The following is an 18,670-nucleotide window of genomic DNA, read 5'->3' as shown; positions in this document are numbered from 1 at the left end:
CCGGATCGGATCACTTGTCGCGGTCGACCGCGAATGGGCCCCAGGCCTGACGGCTGGGCATGATTTCCAGTCGGTTGATGTTGATATGGGCGGGCAGGGTGGCGACGTAGAAAATCTGCTCGGCAATATCTTCCGCGCTCAACGGTGTGGTGGTGCTGTACAGCGCGTCGGAGGCGGCCTGGTTGCCCTTGGTGCGTACCAGGGTGAACTCGGTTTCTGCCATGCCCGGGGCGATATCGGTCACGCGCACGCCAGTGGATACCAGGTCGCAGCGCAGGTTGAAGCTGAACTGTTTGACGAACGCCTTGCTGGCGCCATACACGTGACCGCCCGGGTACGGCCATTCGCCGGCCACCGAACCGATGTTGATGATGCTGGCGCCCTTGCCGGTTTCCAGCAGTTTGGGCAGCACGGCGTGGGTGACGTTGACCAGGCCGGTGATGTTGGTGTCGATCATGGTGTGCCAATCCTGCAGGGCCACCTTCTGCGCGGCCTCTGGCGCCAGGGCCAGACCGGCGTTGTTGATCAGCGCGTGGATCTTGTCAAACGGCGCCGGCAGGCTATCGACCAGAGCCTGTACGGCAGTGGCGTCACGCACGTCGAGGGTGGCGATATGCACCGGCACTTTGGCTTCCAGCTCGACCTTGAGTTCTTCGAGGCGCTCCTGGCGACGGCCGCTGAGCACCAGGCCCCAACCTGCTTCGGCGAAACGGCGAGCGGTGGCGCGGCCAAAGCCGGAGGTGGCGCCGGTGATGAAAACTACCTGGGTCATGTTCTGCCTCTTGTCTGTCGTCAGTGAGAATCGCTGAGCCGTTATGCGAAGCGGCTGCTGTCGACTGCCGGGGCGGGCTCGTCGACGCGGATCATCGCCACCTGGACGCCTGCAGGTTGGCCCGCAGGTGAGGGCTGAGCAGTGGCGGACGGCAAGAATAACCGCGTAAGCGATTACCGCGTAGATACAGCTGTGTTCTTTTGCCGCTCAGATCGCTACCAACCCCCGCACGCCATCCGCTTCCATGGTTTCGCCACGGCCCTGCTGCACGATTTCGCCTCTGGACATAACCAGATATTGATCGGCCAGTTCGGCGGCGAAGTCGTAGAACTGCTCGACTAGTAGGATGGCCATGTCGCCACGGGCGGCGAGCTTCTTGATCACCACGCCGATTTCCTTGATTACCGAGGGCTGGATGCCCTCGGTGGGTTCGTCGAGGATCAGCAGACGCGGCTGGCTGGCCAGGGCGCGGCCGATGGCCAGCTGTTGCTGCTGGCCGCCGGACAGGTCGCCGCCGCGGCGCTGTTTCATTTCCAGCAGCACCGGGAACAGCTCGTAGATGAAGGCTGGCACTTCCTTGGCCTCCTTGGCGCTGAAGCGAGAAAGTCCCATCAGCAGATTTTCCTCAACCGTGAGGCGCCCGAAGATTTCGCGGCCCTGGGGCACGTAGGCGATGCCGGCATGTACGCGTTGGTGCGGTTTGAAGCCGGTGATCGCTTTGCCTTCCCACTGCACGCTGCCTTCTTTGGCTGGCAGCAGGCCCATCAGGCATTTGAGCAGGGTGGTCTTGCCCACGCCGTTGCGGCCGAGCAGGCAGGTGACTTCGCCGACCTTCACGTCGAACGACAGGCCGCGCAGGATATGGCTGCCGCCGTAGTACTGGTGTAGCTGTTGGACTTGCAGCATGTCGATGTCCTTTGCGTAGGTGGTCGGGGTGCGTAGCTCACGCTCTATCGATCCACCGTGTGATGCCTTGGTGGATGAAAAAAAGCGTCATCCACCCTACGAATCCTTTATCGGCCCAGATAAACCTCGATCACCTTCTCGTTGGCCTGCACGGCGTCGAGCGAGCCTTCGGCCAGTACGCGGCCCTGGTGCAGTACGGTGACGTGGTCGGCGATGGTGCCGACGAAGCCCATGTCGTGCTCGACCACCATCAGCGAGTGCTTGCGCGCCAGTGACTTGAACAGCTCGGCGGTAAATTCGGTTTCCGCGTCGGTCATGCCGGCCACTGGCTCGTCGAGCAGGAGCAATTGCGGGTCCTGCATCAGCAGCATGCCGATTTCCAGGAACTGCTTCTGGCCGTGGGACAACAGGCCGGCCGGGCGCTGACGCGAGGTGTCGAGGCGGATGGTGGTGAGCACCTCGTCGATACGGTCGCGCTGCTCGCCGCTCAGCCGTGCACGCAGGCTGGCCCATACCGACTTGTCGGTCTTCTGCGCCAGCTCGAGGTTCTCGAACACGCTTAGTGCCTCGAATACCGTGGGCTTCTGGAACTTGCGGCCGATGCCGGCCTGGGCGATTTCGACTTCGCTCATTTGCGTGAGGTCGAAGGTTTCGCCGAAATAGGCGACGCCACTGTTTGGGCGGGTTTTACCAGTGATCACGTCCATCAGCGTGGTTTTGCCGGCGCCGTTGGGGCCGATGATGCAGCGCAGCTCGCCGACGCCGCTATACAGCGTCAGGTCGGTCAGCGCCTTGAAGCCGTCGAAGGCGACGTTGATGTCTTCCAGGGTGAGGATGGTACCGTGGCGCGTGTTCAGGCCGCGACCGGCACTCTGGCCCAGGCCGATGGCGTCACGGGCGCTGCCTGATGCATCTGGAGTAGGTTCGATGAGCATTTCGGGAATCGGTGCACTTCTCATGACTTGTCCCCTCGTTTGAGCAGGCCGATGACGCCCTTGGGCAGGAACAGGGTGACCACGATGAACAGCGCGCCGAGGGCGAACAGCCAGTACTCGGGAAAGGCCACGGTGAACCAGCTCTTCATGCCATTGACCAGACCGGCGCCGAGCAGCGGGCCGATCAGCGTGCCGCGCCCGCCGAGGGCTACCCACACGGCGGCTTCGATGGATTGCGTCGGGGCCATTTCGCTGGGGTTGATGATGCCCACTTGAGGCACGTACAGCGCACCGGCCAGGCCACAGAGCACCGCGCTCAGCACCCAGATAAACAGCTTGTAGCCGCGCGGATCGTAGCCGCAGAACATCAGCCTGTTCTCGGCGTCGCGCAGGGCGGTCAGCACCCGGCCGAATTTGCTGCGCGCCAGGCGCCAGCCCAGGTAAAGGCTGCCTACCAGCAACACGACGGTCAGAAAGAACAGCGTGGCGCGCGTGTTCGCGGCGGTGATCTCGAAGCCAAGGATGCTGCGAAAGTTGGTGAAACCGTTGTTGCCGCCGAAGCCGGTTTCGTTGCGAAAGAACAGCAGCATGCCGGCGAAGGTCAGCGCTTGGGTCATGATCGAGAAGTACACGCCCTTGATCCGCGAGCGGAAGGCGAAGAAGCCGAACACCAGCGCCAGCAAACCGGGCGCCAGCACCACCAGGCACAGGGCCCAGAGGAAGTTGTCGGTGCCGTACCAGTACCAGGGCAGCTCGCTCCAGGCGAGGAAACTCATAAATGCCGGCAGGCCGTCACCTGCAGCTTCGCGCATCAGGTACATGCCCATGGCATAGCCGCCGAGGGCGAAGAACAGGCCATGGCCGAGTGACAGCAGGCCGGCGTAGCCCCAAACCAGATCGAGCGCCAGGGCGACGACGCAGTAGCAGAGGATCTTGCCGACCAGGGTCAGCGTGTAAGCCGACACGTGCAGCGCATGATCAGCGGGCAGCAGGTGCAGCACGGGCATGGCGACCAGCACGGCGAGTACCAGCAAGCCGACGGCGATGGACACCTGCGGGCCGAGCTTATGGCTGGCGCGAGCCAATAGGGTTTGGTTGGCGGCGTTCATTGGTAAATCCCCTGTAAGCCGATCTGTAAGTGCGCGGCATATGCCCCAACGACGGCGGTGATGCAATCGCGGGCATGGCCCGCTCCCACAGGGTTGGCCTGTGCCTTCAAGTGCGTGCTGCCGATCTGTGGGAGCGCGCCATGGGCGCGAGCGATGTTGGGGAAACAGTCGCTGGCATGGCCAGCTCCCACGGTGCAGAAGGTCATGGTGTTCAATCGATCACCCTCCCTTTCAATGCGAACAGGCCTTGCGGACGTTTCTGAATGAACAGGATGATCAGCGCGAGGATGAGGATCTTGCCGAGTACCGCACCGATCTGCGGTTCCAGGATCTTGTTGGCGATGCCCAGGCCGAAGGCCGCCATGACGCTGCCGGCCAGTTGGCCGACGCCGCCGAGCACCACCACCAGGAACGAATCGATGATGTAGCTCTGGCCAAGGTCGGGGCCGACGTTGCCGATCTGGCTCAGCGCCACGCCGCCGAGGCCGGCTATCCCTGAGCCGAGGCCGAAGGCGAGCATGTCCACACGGCCTGTGGGTACGCCACAGCAGGCGGCCATATTGCGGTTCTGCGTCACGGCCCTGACGTTCAGGCCCAGGCGGGTCTTGTTGAGCAGCAGCCAGGTGAGTACCACCACCGCCAGGGCGAAGCCGATGATCACTATGCGGTTGTACGGCAGCACCAGGTTGGGCAGCACCTGGATGCCGCCGGCCAGCCAGTAGGGGTTGGCCACCTCGACGTTCTGCGCGCCGAACAGCACGCGCACCAGCTGGATCAGAATCAGGCTGATGCCCCAGGTGGCCAGCAGGGTTTCCAGCGGGCGGCCGTAGAGATGACGAATCACCGTGCGCTCCAGGGTCATGCCGATCACCGCGGTCACGCCGAAGGCCACCGGCAGGGCGACCAGCGGATACAGCGCCAGGGCCTCGGGGGCAAAGCGCTGGAAGAGAATCTGCACCATGTAGGTGGAGTAGGCGCCGAGCATCAGCATCTCGCCGTGGGCCATGTTGATCACCCCGAGCAAGCCGAAGGTGATGGCCAGGCCGAGGGCGGCGAGCAGCAGGATCGAGCCCAGGCTCATGCCGCTGAATGCCTGGCCGAGCAGTTCGCCGATCAGCAGCTTGCGCTTGACCTGGGCGAGGCTGGTTTCGGCGGCGGTGCGCACGCTTGCGTCGCTTTCCACGCCGGGCTCCAGCAGGTTTTCCAGGCGGGTGCGGGCCAGTGGCTCGCCGGTTTCGCCGAGCAGGCGCACGGCAGCTAGGCGCACCGCCGGGTTGGCGTCGACCAGTTGCAGGTTGGCCAGGGCCAGGGTCAGGGCGTCGCGCACGGCACTGTCGTCTTCCCTGGCTTGCGCCTGAGCGAGCAGCGGCAGTTGCGCCGGCTGGGCGCTCTTCTGCAATTGCTGGGCGGCGCCCAGGCGCACGGTTGCATCCTCGGCGAGCAACTGATGGCTGGCCTGGGCGTTGGCGATCAGCCCGCGCAGTCGATTGTTCAGGCGCAGTTTGCGCGGGGTGCCTTGCGGCTCGGCATCGCCTTCGGCAGCGCGGTAGCCGGCGTCGGTTTCGATAAAGGCACGTTTGCCATCGTCAGCGGCCACGTGGCCCTGCTGCAAGGCATCGAGTAGCGGCTGGCGCTTCAGGTCGGGCATGGCAGCCCAGCTTTCCAGCAATTTGGCCTGCTGTGTGGCGCTGGCGGCGACTAAATCGTCGGCTTCGCCAGCGTGGCCGGCAAACGGCAGCAGGAGCAGCAGGCTCAAGAGAATTCGGGCAAAGGCATAAGGCATTGGCGTGTCCTTGGTATCCCGTTTATGACGGGAGCGGCTGGAGCCAGAGGACACTTGTCCTCCGGCGCCTGCGCTGCGGCTCGGATCAGTTCGACTTCACCGGGGTGTCGGCTTTCTTGTCGTTGCCTTCGATATACGGGCTCCACGGTTGGGCGCGGATCGGCCCTTTGGTTTCCCAGACCACCGAGAACTGGCCGTCTTCCTGGACCTCGCCGATCATCACCGGCTTGTGCAGGTGATGGTTCTTCTCGTCCATCTTCAGGGTGAAGCCGCTCGGCGCCGCGAACTCCTGGCCTGCCATGGCGGCGCGTACCTTGTCGACGTCGGTGGTACCGGCCTTCTCGACCGCCTGGGCCCACATGTGGATGCCCACGTAGGTGGCTTCCATCGGGTCGTTGGTCACCACGGTGTCGGCGTTCGGCAGCTTCTTGGCCTTGGCGTAGGCCTTCCAGTCGGCGACGAACTTCTCGTTGACCGGGTTCTCCACCGACTGGAAGTAGTTCCAGGCCGCCAGGTGGCCGACCAGCGGCTTGGTGTCGATGCCGCGCAGCTCTTCTTCCCCTACCGAGAAGGCCACCACCGGCACGTCGGTGGCTTCGATGCCCTGGTTGGCCAGTTCCTTGTAGAACGGCACGTTGGAGTCGCCATTGACGGTGGACACCACTGCTGTCTTGCCGCCGGCGGAGAATTTCTTGATGTTGGCGACGATGGTTTGATAATCGCTATGGCCGAACGGCGTGTAGACCTCTTCGATGTCCTTGTCCTGCACGCCCTTGCTGTGCAGGAAGGCGCGCAGGATCTTGTTGGTGGTGCGCGGGTAGACGTAGTCGGTGCCGAGCAGGAAGAAGCGCTTGGCGGCGCCGCCGTCTTCGCTGAGCAGGTATTCCACCGCCGGAATCGCCTGCTGGTTCGGCGCGGCGCCGGTGTAGAACACGTTCGGCGACATCTCTTCGCCCTCGTACTGCACCGGGTAGAACAGCAGGCCGTTGAGTTCCTCGTAGACCGGCAGCACCGATTTACGCGACACGCTGGTCCAGCAGCCGAAGGTCACCGCGACCTTGTCCTGGGTCAGCAGCTGGCGGCCACGTTCGGCGAACAGCGGCCAGTTGGAGGCCGGGTCGACTACCACCGGCTCGAGCTTCTTGCCGAGCACGCCACCCTTGGCGTTGATCTCGTCGATGGTCATCAGCGCCATGTCTTTGAGCGAGGTTTCCGAAATGGCCATGGTGCCGGACAGCGAGTGCAGGATGCCGACCTTGATGGTCTCGGCGGCCTGCGCGGTCCAGGTCAGGCCCATAGCGGCGATGGAGGCGGAAAGGGTAAAGGCCTTGATCAGGCTGCGACGTTGCATAGAACGATCTCCATTCACTAACAATTAAGTGGTTGTTTTGTTGGCAGTGGATCAAGGGACATCACGTCAGCCCTGCGCCTGCACGGCCCGCTGGCGGGCGCTGTGCAGCATGTGCAGGGTGATTTTGCGCACTTCCGCCTTGCTGACCTCTATGTGGGCCTTGAGCAACAGCTGTGCCTCTTCGCAGCGGCGCGACAGGATCGCGCCGAGAATCCGTGCGTGTTCGTCGTAAGTGGCTTCCACCCGCGGCGTCTGGGTGAAATCCAGGCGGCGGATGATGCGGATCTTTTCGCTGACCTCGCCGTGCAGGCGGGCCATCTCGCGGTTGCCGGTGGCTTCCACCAGTTGGCAGTGAAAGCGTTCGTCGAGCCGTGACACTTCGCGGCCGTCTTCCAGGCGCTGTTCGGGCGCCACCATCCAGATGTGTTTCAGCTCGCTCAGCAGGGTAGGGGTTTGCTCCGCTTCGCGGTCACACAGGCGCTTGACCGCCGCCTGTTCGAGGACGATGCGCACGTCGTAAAGCTCCTCGAAGTGCGCGAAGTCGAACGGTTTGACCTGCCAGCCGCTGCGGAAATACACCTCCAGATAACCCTCGCGCTCCAGGCGATAAAGCGCCTGGCGCACCGGCGTACGACTAGCCGCCATGCGCTCGGCGACTTCGCCTTCGCTGAAGCGGTCACCGGGCAGCAGGCGAAACTCGAAGATGTCGTCCTTGAGCTGCCCGTAGATGCGCTCGGCGAGGTTCTCCGGGCGCTCCTTACCGCGCCTGATCGGGGCGACCAGTTGCATCTCAGGCTGCCTCGCCCGGTTCGAGCACCAGCAGCGCGTCGCCCGGGTGGACCGCCTTGCCCGGTTGGCAGCGCACAGCCTTGACCGTGCCTGCCAGCGGCGCGGTGACCGCCAGTTCCATCTTCATCGCCTCGACCACCAGCAGGGTGGCACCGGCCTCGACGTACTGGCCGGGCTCGACCAGCACCTTCCACACGCTGCCGCTCATGTCGGCGCTGACCAGGTGGCCGTCGACGGCCTCGTCATCGTCCAGACCCGACGCTGGCGCGGTGTGGCTGTCTGCATCGTCGTCGCGCCACAGCAGCACTTCGGCATCGAAGGCCTGCTTCTGCTGGCGCTGGAAGGCCTCGATGCTCGCCGCGTTGTCGGCAAGAAAGCCCTGGTACTCGGCGAAATCGAAGGTGCTCTGCTCGATCTCTATCTGCGCGCGGCCTTCGCGGAATGCCTCGCGGAAGTCGTCCAGCTCGGCTTCGCTGACCGGGTAGAAACGCACCTGATCGAAGAAGTGCAGCAGCCACGGTTGGCCGCCCTCGAACTGGGCGTTCTTCACGAACTTGTTCCAGATCGGCAGGGTGCGGCCGACCAGTTGGTAACCGCCGGGCGAGTCCATGCCGTAGATGCACATGTACATGCCGCCGATGCCCACGGTGCCTTCGGCGGTGTAGGTGCGCGCCGGGTTGTACTTGGAGCTGAGCAGCCGGTGGCGCGGGTCGAGCGGCACGGCGCACGGTGCGTCGAGGTAGACGTCGCCGAGGCCGAGAATCAGGTAGCTGGCGTCGAACAGGATGTCGCGTACTTCTTCGCGGGTGGCCAGGCCATTGGCGCGCTGGATGAAGTCGACGTTGTTCGGCAGCCACGGTGCCTGGCTGCGCACCGTCTCGCTGTAGCGGGTGACGGCAGCGAGGGTGGCGCTGTCCTCGAAGGCCATTGGCAGGTGGACGATACGGGTCGGCACCTTGAGATTCGCCACATCGCCCAGGTTGGCTTCCAGGCCCAGCAGGTGATCGAGCAGCGCCTGCTGGTGCAGCACGCGGCTGTCGTAGCGCAGCTGCAGGGAGCGCACGCCGGGCGCCAGTTCTTCCAGGCCAGCGAGCGGCTGGGCCTTGAGCGCCTCCATCAGCAGGTGCACGCGCAGGCGCAGGGCCAGGTCGAGCACGTTGTCGCCGTATTCGAGCAGAATGTAGGCATCGCCCGCCTGGCGGTAGACCGCGCGGGGGCGGCTGCCATCGGCCGGCAGTTCGGCGAGGATGGTGGCCGATACCGTTTCGCCCGGCTGCAGGCTCGGTGCTGGCAGTTGCGCGGCGCTGACCGCGCTGAGGCTCTGCAGGCTGGCCAGTTGCGCCTGCTCTAGCGCCTGTGCCTGCTCGAAGCTGATCGGGTGAAAGCGCAGGGTGTCCCCCGGCTTGACCTGGCCGACCTTCCACAGCTCGGCTTTGGCGATGGTTACCGGGCAGACGAAACCGCCGAGGCTGGGGCCGTCTTTGGTGAGGATCACCGGGAAGTCGCCAGTGAAGTTGATGGCGCCGATGGCGTATTCGCAATCATGCACGTTGGATGGATGCAGGCCAGCCTCGCCGCCGTCGGCGCGGGTCCAGCTCGGCTTTGGCCCGGACAGGCGCACGCCCAGGCGGTTGGAGTTGTAGTGCACCTGCCAGTCGGCAGCGAAGAATTCTTCGATGGCCTCAGGGGTGAAGAAATCCGGCGCACCATGGGGCCCATAGAGCACGCCGATGTTCCAGGTGGTGCCGTATTCGGGAATCAGGCTGGCATCCAGCGCCTGTGGCTCGCTGACCGGCGCCGGCGTGGTGCAGGCGGGCAGCTCCTGGGAGATGGCCAGCATGTCGGCGGTGCGCAGGGTACGCCCGGCATGGCCGCCAAACTGGCCGAGGGCGAAGGTCGAGCGGCTGCCCAGGTACACCGGCACATCGAAGCCGCCACGCACCGCCAGGTAGGTGCGGCAGCCACTTTGCGCGCGGCCAAGCTTGAGCACCTGGCCGGCCTTGATGGCGACCGGCGTCCAGTAGGGCACCGCTTCGCCATCCAGTTCGGCCGGGCAGTCGGCACCGGCGAGGGCGATCAGCGCATCGCTGTGAAAGCGCAGGCTCGGGCCCTGCAGGGTGAATTCCAGCCCGGCGGCACTTTCTTGGTTACCGACGATGCGGTTGGCCAGGCAGAATGCGTAATCGTCCATCGGCCCGGACGGCGGCACGCCAATGTCCCAGTAGCCGAGGCGGCCGGGGAAGTCCTGCACGCTACTGTAGGTGCCGGGCTCCAGCACTTCGACCACCTGGGCCCTGTAGTTGAAGGTATCAAGCAGGCGCGTCCAGATCTGCGCGCTGTGAAAGCGCGGCTCGGCCACCACCTGACGCAGGTAATCGAGGTTGCTGGCGATGCCGTGCAGGCGGGTTTCGCCCAAGGCTTTCTGCAGCTTGGCGATGGCCTCATCGCGGCTTGGCGCATGGACGATCAGCTTGGCGATCATCGGGTCATAGAACGCCGACACCTCGCTGCCGGTACTGACCCAGCCATCGACGCGCACATCGTCCGGGAAATGCACGTCAGTGAGCACGCCCGGGCTGGGCTGGAAGTTCTTCAGCGGGTCTTCGGCATAAATGCGCACTTCGATGGCGGCGCCTTGCGGGGCGCGGCTAAGGGCGGCCCAGTCCAGCTCGTCACCGGCGGCCACGCGCAGCATGCATTCGATCAAATCGAGGCCGGTGACCATCTCGGTGACCGGGTGCTCGACCTGCAGGCGGGTGTTCACTTCGAGAAAGTAGAAATCGTCGCGGGCGGCGTCGTAGATGAACTCCACGGTGCCGGCACTGCGGTAGCTCACCGACTCGCCAAGCTGCACGGCAGCGGCATGCAGACGCTCGCGGGTGGCTTGCGGCAGGTTTGGTGCTGGAGTTTCCTCGACCACCTTCTGGTTGCGCCGCTGCAGCGAGCAGTCGCGCTCGCCAAGGGCGGCCACGCGGCCGTTGCCGTCGCCGAAGATCTGCACTTCGACGTGTCGAGCCTGGTCGACGAAGCGCTCGATGAATACGCCTGCGTCACTGAAGAACTGCTCGCCCATGCGCTTGACGCTGTCGTAGGCGCTGGCCAGAGCCACGGCATCGGCGCAGCGGGTCAGGCCGATGCCGCCACCGCCGGCGGTGGTCTTGAGCATGATCGGGTAACCGATGGTTTCGGCGGCAGCCAGCGCTTCTTCTAGGCTCTCCAAAAGCGCAGTGCCGGGCGCCATCGGCACCTGAGCTTCAGCAGCCAACTCGCGGGCGCGGTGCTTGAGGCCGAACTCACGAATCTGCGTCGGCGTCGGGCCGACAAAGGCGATCCCTGCGTTTTCGCAGGCCTCGGCGAACTCAGCGCTTTCCGAGAGGAAACCATAACCGGGGTAGATTGCCTGGGCGCCGGTTTCTTTGGCAGCGGCGAGAATCTTGTCGATGCGCAGGTAGCTGTCGGCGGCCTTGTCGCCGCCGAGGGCTACGGCCACGTCGGCATCACGTACGTGCTGGCCATTGCGGTCGGCATCGGAATACACCGCCACGCTCTTTACGCCCAGGCGCTTCAAGGTGCGGATGGCGCGGACGGCGATCTCGCCACGGTTGGCGATCAGTACGGTATGGAACATGGCTAACCCTTCTTCGTGTCGGCTGGCATGAGGCGGATGACTGATCCGCCATGCGTTCTTGTCGTGGCGTGGTTTACGTCCGTGTGCTGGCGATAAAGGCACGCCAACCGCCGAAGCTGGTGATGTCGCGGGCATCACCGAGCGCCCAGGGCTCGCAGATAAAGCCCTTCACGCTGCGCCCGTCGGCCAGGGTCAGGTTGCCGATGCCCAGCGGTGCGGGGATCTCGGCGACGAACTCACCAAAGCGCGCCAGTGGGATGTCCCACAGCTCGACGATGATCGAGGTGCCGTCAGCGCTGCGCGCCAGGCCCGGTTTCGGCGGTACGGTGCCGGCCAGGGCGTAGAGGCGATAATCCGGCGAGGTCAGGGTTTGCTCGACCAGCACCGCGTCGCGGGTGGTCAGCTGGAAGTTCAGCGGCATGCCGGTCAGGTGCGCGCCGACCACGGCGACTCGCACGCTGCCAGCCGGTACCGCGGTGGCCGGTGGCTGGGTTGGCAGAGCGCGGCCAGTGGCACCCAGCGGCAGCTCCAGGCTGGCCTGCCAGCGTTTGCCGAAGGCCGCCAGGGCGCGGTCGTGCCAGGCCGGGGCGAGCAGGGTGATGCCGGCGGGCAGGCCGTCGCTGCGCAGCCCGGCGGGTACGGCCAGGGCGGAGAGGTCGGCGAGGTTGGTGAAATTGGTGTAGGTGCCGAACTGGCTGTTGAACAGCACCGGCTCCTGCTGCATTTCGGCGAGGCTGCGGATGGTCGGCGAGGTTGGCACCACCAAAGCGTCGAAGCCAACCAGTGCATCGTTGATCTGGCGGCTCAGTTTGGCGCGCAGGTACTCGGCCTTGTAGGCGTCGCAGGCGCTGTACTGGTGGCCGTTTTCGACGATGCCGCGCACTACCGGGTCGATATGCGCCGGGTCGACGCCTTCCACGGCAACCGTACGCTCGGCGACCCATGGGCCGTAATAGAGCTGCTCGGCCAACTGGCGGAAGGGGCTGAAGTCGATGGTCTTGAGCGTCACGCCAAGGTTTTTCAGTTGCTCCAGTGCCTGCTCGAAAACCGCCTGGGTCTGGGCATCGCCAAAGAATTCCAGGCTGTCCGGTACGGCGAAGGTCGGTGCGGCCTGCATACCGACTGGTGCGCTGTTGGGGTTTTGCCGTGAGTAGGCGTCGGCAGCGTCGTAGCCACCAGCGATGCCCGCCACGGTTTCGGCATCGCCCACCGTGAGGGTGAAGATCGAGATGCAGTCCACGGTGCGGCACGCCGGCACCAGGCCGGTATTCGGCAGCCAGCCCTTGGTCGGCTTGAGCCCGACGATGTTGTTGAAGCCCGCAGGTACGCGGCCCGAGCCTGCGGTATCGGTGCCCAGGGAGAACGGCACCAAGCCGCGGGCGACCACGCTGGCCGAGCCGGAGCTGGAGCCGCCACTGACGTAGTTCGGGTTGAAGCTGTTGACCACCGCGCCATGGGGCGAGCGGGTGCCAACTAGGCCGGTGGCGAACTGATCGAGGTTGGTCTTGCCGATCAGGATAGCGCCGGCAGCGCGCAGACGGGCAACCACCGTGGCGTCGGCTTCGGCCTGGTAGGCGAACTCGGGGCATGCCGCCGTTGTTGGCCAGCCGGCCGCGTCGATATTGTCCTTGATGGCGAAGGGCACGCCGTAGAGTGGCAGCTCGCTTTGCTTGCCTTCGGCCTGGTCGAGTAGCGCCTGCAGGTGGCTCAGTTGGGCATCGAGCTGCGCTACGGTGGCGAGGCTGATCCAGGCGTTGTCGGCAAGGCTTAGCTCGGCGAGCAGGCCATGCAGCAAATCGGCGGGTTGGGCGGCGTCACGGTAAGCCTGTTGCCAGTCGGCGAGGGTGAAGGCGAAGGAGGCGTGGGACATGCGCTGAGATTCCATCTTGTATCCAAGTTGAAATCACTAGAGCAAGAGCGGTGCCATTTTTTAAGTTATTGATTTGTATGTAACTTATATTTTAATTGTGAGGGTTTTGGTTGTTTTCGCACCGCGGCGGGGCGCAAGCGAAGCCTTTTGGTGCGGTGTGATGCTCGGGCGGGAGTAAGGTAAGTTGTAAGTCGGCATCTACATCTGTGGGAGCGGGCCATGCCCGCGAAGCGACCTCTGGTATGCCAGCGCTACAGAAAGGTTGTCTCTCAATTTTCGCGGGCATGGACTAGGCGTCCCCGCCCGCTCCTACAAAAACTGCAATCCTGAATAAGAATGTAGGGTGGACAATGCTCTTTTTGTCCACCATTGCGATTGCAAGTCGGTGGATGGGTGAAGCGTCATCCACCCTACGAATGGCTGCTTCCGCCTTTCAGTAACCATTGTTCTATCTACAGTCCGTTCAGCAAATCTCGGTAATCGCCCACCGCCTCGAATTCCTCCGTGTCCTTCATGCCCTTGCGGCTATCCGGCTCGTACACCGCTAGCAGGTGTTTCACGCCGAAGCGCCCGGCGCTGCGCAGAATCGGGAGGTTGTCGTCGATAAACAGGCTGCGCGCCGGCTCGAACGCTAGGTCTTGCTGCAGGGTCGACCAGAACTGCTGGTCTTCCTTGGGATAACCGTAATCATGGGAGCTGATCATGCGGTCGAAGTAGGGCGCCAGTTCGATGCGCTCCATTTTCAGCGACAGCGAGTCGCGGTGGGCGTTGGTGATCATCACCACCTGTTTGCCGGCCTGGCGGATGGCAGCGAGAAAGGTGTCGGCGTCCGGGCGCAGAGCGATCAGGTCAGCGACTTCACGTTTGAGCTCCTTGATCGGCAGCTTCAGCTCACGGCTCCAGAAGTCCGTGCAATACCAGTTCAGCTGGCCGGCATGCTCGGTGAACAGCGGTTGCAGTTCGGCATCGGCCAGGGCGCGGCTCACGCCATGGTGCTCGGCATAGCGCTGCGGCAGGTGTTCGAGCCAGAAGTGGTTGTCGAAGTGCAGGTCCAGCAGGGTGCCGTCCATGTCCAGCAAAACGGTGTCGATATCGGACCAGGGCAGGTTCATGGTGGCTAACTCTCTAAACGGTAAATGGCTGCAAGGTGCCCGCAGGTCGTCAAATGCTACGCCGAGGGCGCAGACAATCGGGGCAGGCGCGGTATGATAACCGTTCCGGTCAGCCCAGCAGCAGGACTCACCCATGCGTCAGAAGCCCACCATCACCGCTCGCGAGATCGTCGCCAGCAGCCGCCTGTTCCGTGTCGAGGAGATTCAGTTGCGCTTCAGCAACGGCGCCGAGCGCACCTATGAGCGGCTAGTCGGGCGCGGCACCGGCCATGGCGCGGTGATGATCGTGGCGATGGCCGATGACGAGCACGTGCTGTTGGTCGAGGAATACTGCGGCGGCACCGGCGAGTACGAGCTGTCGCTGCCCAAAGGGCTGATTGAGCCGGACGAAGACGTGCTCGATGCGGCCAATCGCGAGCTGCAGGAGGAGGCTGGCTTCGGCGCTCGCCGCCTCGAGCACCTTACCGAACTGAGCCTGTCGCCGGGCTACATGAGCCAGAAGATCCAAGTGGTGCTGGCCCGCGATCTGTACCCGCAAACCCTGCCCGGCGATGAGCCCGAGCCTTTGCGGGTCGACAAGGTCAGTCTGCGCGAGTTGTCCGCGCTGATCCAGCACCCGCAGTTCAGCGAAGGCCGCGCCCTGGCAGCCTTGTATCTGGTACGTGACCTGCTGGAACAGCGCGGGGAGCTGAGCCGATGAGTCATCCGTTGCTGCCTGGCGTGCTGGAGCTGGTGCAGCGCGCAGGCGAGGCCATTCTGCCGTTCTGGTGCCAGGGCGTGGAGGTGGTCGAGAAGGCCGATGCCTCGCCGGTCACCGCTGCCGATCTGGCCGCGCATTGCATCCTGGCCGACGGGCTGCAGGCGCTGGAGCCAAGCATTCCGGTGCTGTCCGAGGAAGATGCCGATATCGCCCTGGGCGAGCGCGCCGGCTGGTCGCGCTGGTGGTTGGTCGACCCCCTGGACGGCACCAAGGAGTTCATCGCCGATAGCGAGGAGTTCACCGTCAACGTGGCGTTGATCGAGCACGGTGAAGTGGTCTTTGGCGTGGTTGGTATTCCGGCTAGGGGCGTGATCTACCATGGCGGCCGCGCGCTCGGCGCTTGGCGCGTTGAGCCGGGTGAGCAGCCGCGTGCGATCAGTGTGCGCGAGACGCCGACTAGTGGCCTGACTGTGGTCGCCAGCCGCCGCCATGGCAGCGCCCTTCAGGAACAGTTGCTAGCCGCGCTGGTGGCCCGTTTCGGCGAGATCGAGCGGGTCAGCGTCGGCAGCTCACTGAAGTTCTGCCAACTGGCCGAAGGCAGCGCCGACTTCTACCCGCGCCTGGCGCCTACCTCGCAGTGGGACACCGCGGCGGCGCAAGGCGTGCTGGAGGGCGCTGGTGGCGCGGTGTTGACGCTGCAGGGCGAGCCGCTGCGCTATGACGCCCGCGAGTCGCTGCTCAACCCGTTCTTCTTGGCGCTGCCGACGGATGCCGCGTGGCGTGAGCTGATCGTGGAAGAGGCAAAGGTGCTGGGCTAGTGACAGGTCGTTAACCAGGCGACCCGGCTTGTGCCGGGCTCGCCTTGACGAGCGTTCGCGGGCATGGACTTGGCGTCCCCGCCGCTCCCGCATCCCGTTACCGGATCAGTCGAGCATGTCGCTGTAGCGATCATCCTGTTTATAGACGAGAGGCTGGGCGAAGCCCGGCACCTTGATCTGCTCACAGCCGATATCGATTTCGCTGTCGTCGATCAGATCGTTACCGAAGTTGTAGATGATATCCAGCTGACCCTTGGTCGCCTGCTCATCGTAGGCCTGGGCGGTGGCGCGGGTCTGTTCTCGGCGCTGCTGGTAGGCGCTGAACGCCGCCTCGCCATGGCGCTTGCGCAGCATACGCTCGACCACATGGGGGGCGAGCACCACGGCGCTGGCGTTGTTGCCGCCAAAACCCTTGGAGTTGATGAAGCACACGTCCATGCGCTGGTCGTGACGGTCGACGTTGCTGATGCTCAGGTGCTGCTGGTGCACGTCCGGCGCGACTTCATCGATCGTCTTGATGCCCGGGATGATGCCGTACTTGAAGGTGCCCAGCGCGGAGATCACCTGGTCGCCGCTGGCGGTGGCCAGGGAGTGGCCGACGAAGGCTTTCACCGCCGCTACCGGCCAGCTGTCGATGGCGAAGGCGGCAGCGACGCGGTCCAGCAGCTCGGATTCGGTGACCCGGTTGGCCGGCGTGCTGGAGCCGTGGGCATGCACGAAGCTGCGCTGGCGCACGGCGTCGATACCGACCAGTTGCGTGGCGGCAGCTACCGCTTTTGCGACGGTCAGGTAGTTGCCCGGGCCGGGGGCGGAAATGGATTTCTTGAAGCCGTCGGCGTTGATGAACACGTCGGTGGCAGCGCCATGGATATCGGCACCCAGCTGCAGGGCCAGCTCGTCGTCCATCAGCACCACGAACTGGCAGGCTTCGGACAGGGTGAAGCCGCAGTTTTCGCCGAACGGGCGGCTGGCGCGACGGAAGTCGACGTCGTCCTTGCCTTCGATCAGGCGCAGGCCGTCTTCGGTGGCCAGTGCGCCCATGGCGCCGTAGCCCTCGATGCATTCGGCGTTGATCGGTGCTTCGCTGTTGCCGACGATCACCACACGAGCCTTGCCGGCGTTGATCTGCTCGATGCCCTTCTGCAGGTTGTACAGGAAGGTCGCGCAGGCGCCGGTGACGCTGCCGGTGGTGCCGACGCTGCCCAGCACGTAGGCGTTTATGAAGTCGGCCGGCATGGTATTCAGGCCCAGTGCCAGCTGCTTGGAGCTGACGCGGTGGCCCTTGAGGCGTGACTGCATCAGACCGCCAAAGCCGTTCTCGTCGAGCTGGCTCATGATGCTGCCAGCGAACACGGCGATCTCGTCGGGGGCAACGTGATCGACGATGGTCTGCCATGGCACGCCGGTGGCGCGCAGTGCGTCGGTCACGCCGACCACGGCCATCTGCAGGCCGCGGGGGTGAAAGCGCGAGTTGTACAGCTCGCCAGGCTCGAAGCCGGTCGGCAGCTGGCCGGCGGATTTCACCGGTAGCGCGCGATAGCTGTCGACCTTGAATTCACAGTTGTCATGCAGGGTGACGCGCACCTCGTTGCCGCCGAGCTCCTCGACCGTCCAGTTGGCCGGCAGCGGTTCAGGCAACTGCTTGCGGTTGCTGACGAAGGTCAGGCTGCCCGCTTCGCCACCTACGGCGATGCTCTTGTGCCAATGGGTCGCATCGGGATCCAGGTGCTGCTTCTCGATGCGCCGAACCAGGGTCGAGGCGAGAATCTGCGCGCCGTAGCGGCGCTCGATGTCGGCAGGGGACAGGGCTTCGCCTTCCGGGCTCTGGTAACGGCCTTCCACCACGCGCACCAGTTTGGTCATCACCGCCAGGCCTACCAGCGTTTCGCGACGTGCCTGTTCGTCCAGCGATTCGATCACCGTACGGCGAAAACCGTGGTGGAAGGAGCTGCGGCCAGCGGCATTGTAGCCACCGAAACCGACGATCACAGGCAAACGAGACTTCACGCGGACACTCCTTCAACTAATTAGATCGGCCCCATCTTTATCAGTTGGGTGCCGGGTCAGCGGATCGAGGCGAGGCGAGCATTTCTGATAGAGAAAGGCGCCATGATGACTATTCAGGTGCCTATGCTGACGCGATCCATGACCCACAAGTCACGACTTGATACAAGGTTACCCGTTATCGCGAGCGGCGGCACGAACCGGATCGCAATTGCCATTGACCCTGGGGGGCGCAAATAAAAAACCCGGCACTGGTGCCGGGTTTCTTCACATCAAGATCTCGGGTTACATGCCCAGCAAGTTCGGCAGCCCCAGCGAGATGAACGGCACGTAGGTGACCAGCAGCAGGAAGCCCAGCATCACCAGCAGCCATGGCGACACGGCGCGTACCACACGGGTCAGCGGCATGCCGGTGACCGCCGAGGTGACGAACAGGTTGAGCCCCGTCGGCGGCGTGATCAGGCCGATTTCCATGTTCACCACCATGATGATGCCCAGGTGGATCGGGTCGATGCCCAGTTGCATGGCGATCGGGAAGAGGATCGGCGCCAGGATCAGGATGATTGCCGACGGCTCCATGAAGGTACCGGCGATCAGCAGCACGATGTTCACCACGATCAGGAACTCGATCGGGCTGAAGCCCTGCTCGACGACCCAGGCGGTGATCGATTGCGGGATCTGCTCGGTGGTCAGCACGTGGGCGAACAGCATGGCGTTGGCGATGATGAACATCAGCACCACGCTCAGCTTGCCGGCCTCGATGATCACCTTCGGGCATTCGCGGATGGTCATGTCCTTGTAGACGAAGATCGCCACGAAGGCCGCGTACACCGCGGCCACCGCAGCGGCTTCGGTCGGCGTGAACATGCCCGAGTAGATGCCGCCCAGGATGA

Annotated in this window: 14 protein-coding genes; 2 read left to right on the top strand and 12 right to left on the bottom strand. The window is 64.3% G+C overall.

Annotation, left to right across the window (positions count from 1 at the left end; all coding sequences use genetic code 11):
* Positions 1-10: 10 nt before the first annotated feature.
* From BUC40_RS12870 to yrfG, 10 genes are all read right to left on the bottom strand, one after another.
* Positions 11-772, bottom strand: a complete 762-nt coding sequence (locus tag BUC40_RS12870) for an SDR family NAD(P)-dependent oxidoreductase (RefSeq protein ID WP_073266301.1) — start codon at positions 770-772, stop codon at positions 11-13.
* Positions 773-979: 207 nt separating this feature from the next.
* Positions 980-1,678, bottom strand: a complete 699-nt coding sequence (urtE, locus tag BUC40_RS12865; protein ID WP_073266299.1) for an urea ABC transporter ATP-binding subunit UrtE — start codon at positions 1,676-1,678, stop codon at positions 980-982.
* 107 nt (positions 1,679-1,785) lie between these two features.
* Positions 1,786-2,637: an urea ABC transporter ATP-binding protein UrtD gene (urtD, locus tag BUC40_RS12860; protein ID WP_073266297.1), complete on the bottom strand. Its 852-nt coding sequence runs from the start codon at positions 2,635-2,637 to the stop codon at positions 1,786-1,788.
* Positions 2,634-3,722, bottom strand: coding sequence for an urea ABC transporter permease subunit UrtC (urtC, locus tag BUC40_RS12855; protein WP_073266295.1), 1,089 nt, complete (start codon positions 3,720-3,722; stop codon positions 2,634-2,636). The genes urtD and urtC overlap by 4 nt, the downstream gene beginning before the upstream one ends.
* A gap of 211 nt (positions 3,723-3,933) precedes the next feature.
* The gene (gene urtB / locus BUC40_RS12845) at positions 3,934-5,505 is read right to left on the bottom strand and encodes an urea ABC transporter permease subunit UrtB (RefSeq protein ID WP_073266291.1); all 1,572 of its coding nucleotides are present in this window, start codon (positions 5,503-5,505) and stop codon (positions 3,934-3,936) included.
* 85 nt (positions 5,506-5,590) lie between these two features.
* Positions 5,591-6,856 (bottom strand): urea ABC transporter substrate-binding protein, encoded by a 1,266-nt coding sequence (urtA, locus tag BUC40_RS12840; protein WP_073266289.1) that lies wholly within the window; start codon positions 6,854-6,856, stop codon positions 5,591-5,593.
* A 66-nt stretch (positions 6,857-6,922) separates the two neighbouring features.
* Positions 6,923-7,645 carry a GntR family transcriptional regulator gene (locus tag BUC40_RS12835; RefSeq protein ID WP_073266287.1) on the bottom strand — a complete coding sequence of 241 codons (723 nt, stop codon included), beginning with the start codon at positions 7,643-7,645 and terminating at the stop codon, positions 6,923-6,925.
* A 1-nt stretch (position 7,646) separates the two neighbouring features.
* Positions 7,647-11,273 carry an urea carboxylase gene (uca, locus tag BUC40_RS12830; RefSeq protein ID WP_073266285.1) on the bottom strand — a complete coding sequence of 1,209 codons (3,627 nt, stop codon included), beginning with the start codon at positions 11,271-11,273 and terminating at the stop codon, positions 7,647-7,649.
* Between the two features lie 73 nt (positions 11,274-11,346).
* Entirely contained in the window at positions 11,347-13,143 is a 1,797-nt protein-coding gene (gene atzF / locus BUC40_RS12825) for an allophanate hydrolase (protein ID WP_244160647.1), read from the bottom strand.
* A gap of 452 nt (positions 13,144-13,595) precedes the next feature.
* Positions 13,596-14,255 carry a GMP/IMP nucleotidase gene (gene yrfG, locus BUC40_RS12820; protein ID WP_073266281.1) on the bottom strand — a complete coding sequence of 220 codons (660 nt, stop codon included), beginning with the start codon at positions 14,253-14,255 and terminating at the stop codon, positions 13,596-13,598.
* A gap of 133 nt (positions 14,256-14,388) precedes the next feature.
* Between yrfG and nudE the strand changes: the two genes are divergently transcribed.
* A complete protein-coding gene (nudE, locus tag BUC40_RS12815; RefSeq protein WP_073266279.1) occupies positions 14,389-14,955 on the top strand; it encodes an ADP compounds hydrolase NudE in 567 nt (188 codons plus the stop codon).
* Positions 14,952-15,773 (top strand): 3'(2'),5'-bisphosphate nucleotidase CysQ, encoded by an 822-nt coding sequence (cysQ, locus tag BUC40_RS12810; RefSeq protein WP_073266277.1) that lies wholly within the window; start codon positions 14,952-14,954, stop codon positions 15,771-15,773. The genes nudE and cysQ overlap by 4 nt, the downstream gene beginning before the upstream one ends.
* 105 nt (positions 15,774-15,878) lie before the next feature.
* Here the strand turns inward: cysQ and BUC40_RS12805 are convergent, their stop codons facing one another.
* Together BUC40_RS12805 and BUC40_RS12800 are read right to left on the bottom strand one after the other, a co-directional pair.
* Positions 15,879-17,780 carry a beta-ketoacyl synthase gene (locus tag BUC40_RS12805; RefSeq protein ID WP_073266275.1) on the bottom strand — a complete coding sequence of 634 codons (1,902 nt, stop codon included), beginning with the start codon at positions 17,778-17,780 and terminating at the stop codon, positions 15,879-15,881.
* Positions 17,781-18,062: 282 nt separating this feature from the next.
* The coding region (locus BUC40_RS12800) for a TRAP transporter large permease subunit (RefSeq protein ID WP_139272178.1) at positions 18,063-18,670 on the bottom strand (608 nt) is incomplete at its 5' end.

The organism is Phytopseudomonas punonensis, assembly GCF_900142655.1.
Classification (GTDB): Bacteria; Pseudomonadota; Gammaproteobacteria; order Pseudomonadales; family Pseudomonadaceae; genus Aquipseudomonas; species Aquipseudomonas punonensis.
Note: the sequence above shows the minus strand (reverse complement) of the source record. Positions and strands in the feature narration are given on the sequence as shown.

Coding starts and splice junctions, on each gene's coding strand:
- BUC40_RS12870 (WP_073266301.1), bottom strand. CDS start 772: ATGACCCAGGTAGTTTTCATCACCGGCGCCACCTCCGGCTTTGGCCGC.
- urtE (WP_073266299.1), bottom strand. CDS start 1,678: ATGCTGCAAGTCCAACAGCTACACCAGTACTACGGCGGCAGCCATATC.
- urtD (WP_073266297.1), bottom strand. CDS start 2,637: ATGAGAAGTGCACCGATTCCCGAAATGCTCATCGAACCTACTCCAGAT.
- urtC (WP_073266295.1), bottom strand. CDS start 3,722: ATGAACGCCGCCAACCAAACCCTATTGGCTCGCGCCAGCCATAAGCTC.
- urtB (WP_073266291.1), bottom strand. CDS start 5,505: ATGCCTTATGCCTTTGCCCGAATTCTCTTGAGCCTGCTGCTCCTGCTG.
- urtA (WP_073266289.1), bottom strand. CDS start 6,856: ATGCAACGTCGCAGCCTGATCAAGGCCTTTACCCTTTCCGCCTCCATC.
- BUC40_RS12835 (WP_073266287.1), bottom strand. CDS start 7,645: ATGCAACTGGTCGCCCCGATCAGGCGCGGTAAGGAGCGCCCGGAGAAC.
- uca (WP_073266285.1), bottom strand. CDS start 11,273: ATGTTCCATACCGTACTGATCGCCAACCGTGGCGAGATCGCCGTCCGC.
- atzF (WP_244160647.1), bottom strand. CDS start 13,143: ATGTCCCACGCCTCCTTCGCCTTCACCCTCGCCGACTGGCAACAGGCT.
- yrfG (WP_073266281.1), bottom strand. CDS start 14,255: ATGAACCTGCCCTGGTCCGATATCGACACCGTTTTGCTGGACATGGAC.
- nudE (WP_073266279.1), top strand. CDS start 14,389: ATGCGTCAGAAGCCCACCATCACCGCTCGCGAGATCGTCGCCAGCAGC.
- cysQ (WP_073266277.1), top strand. CDS start 14,952: ATGAGTCATCCGTTGCTGCCTGGCGTGCTGGAGCTGGTGCAGCGCGCA.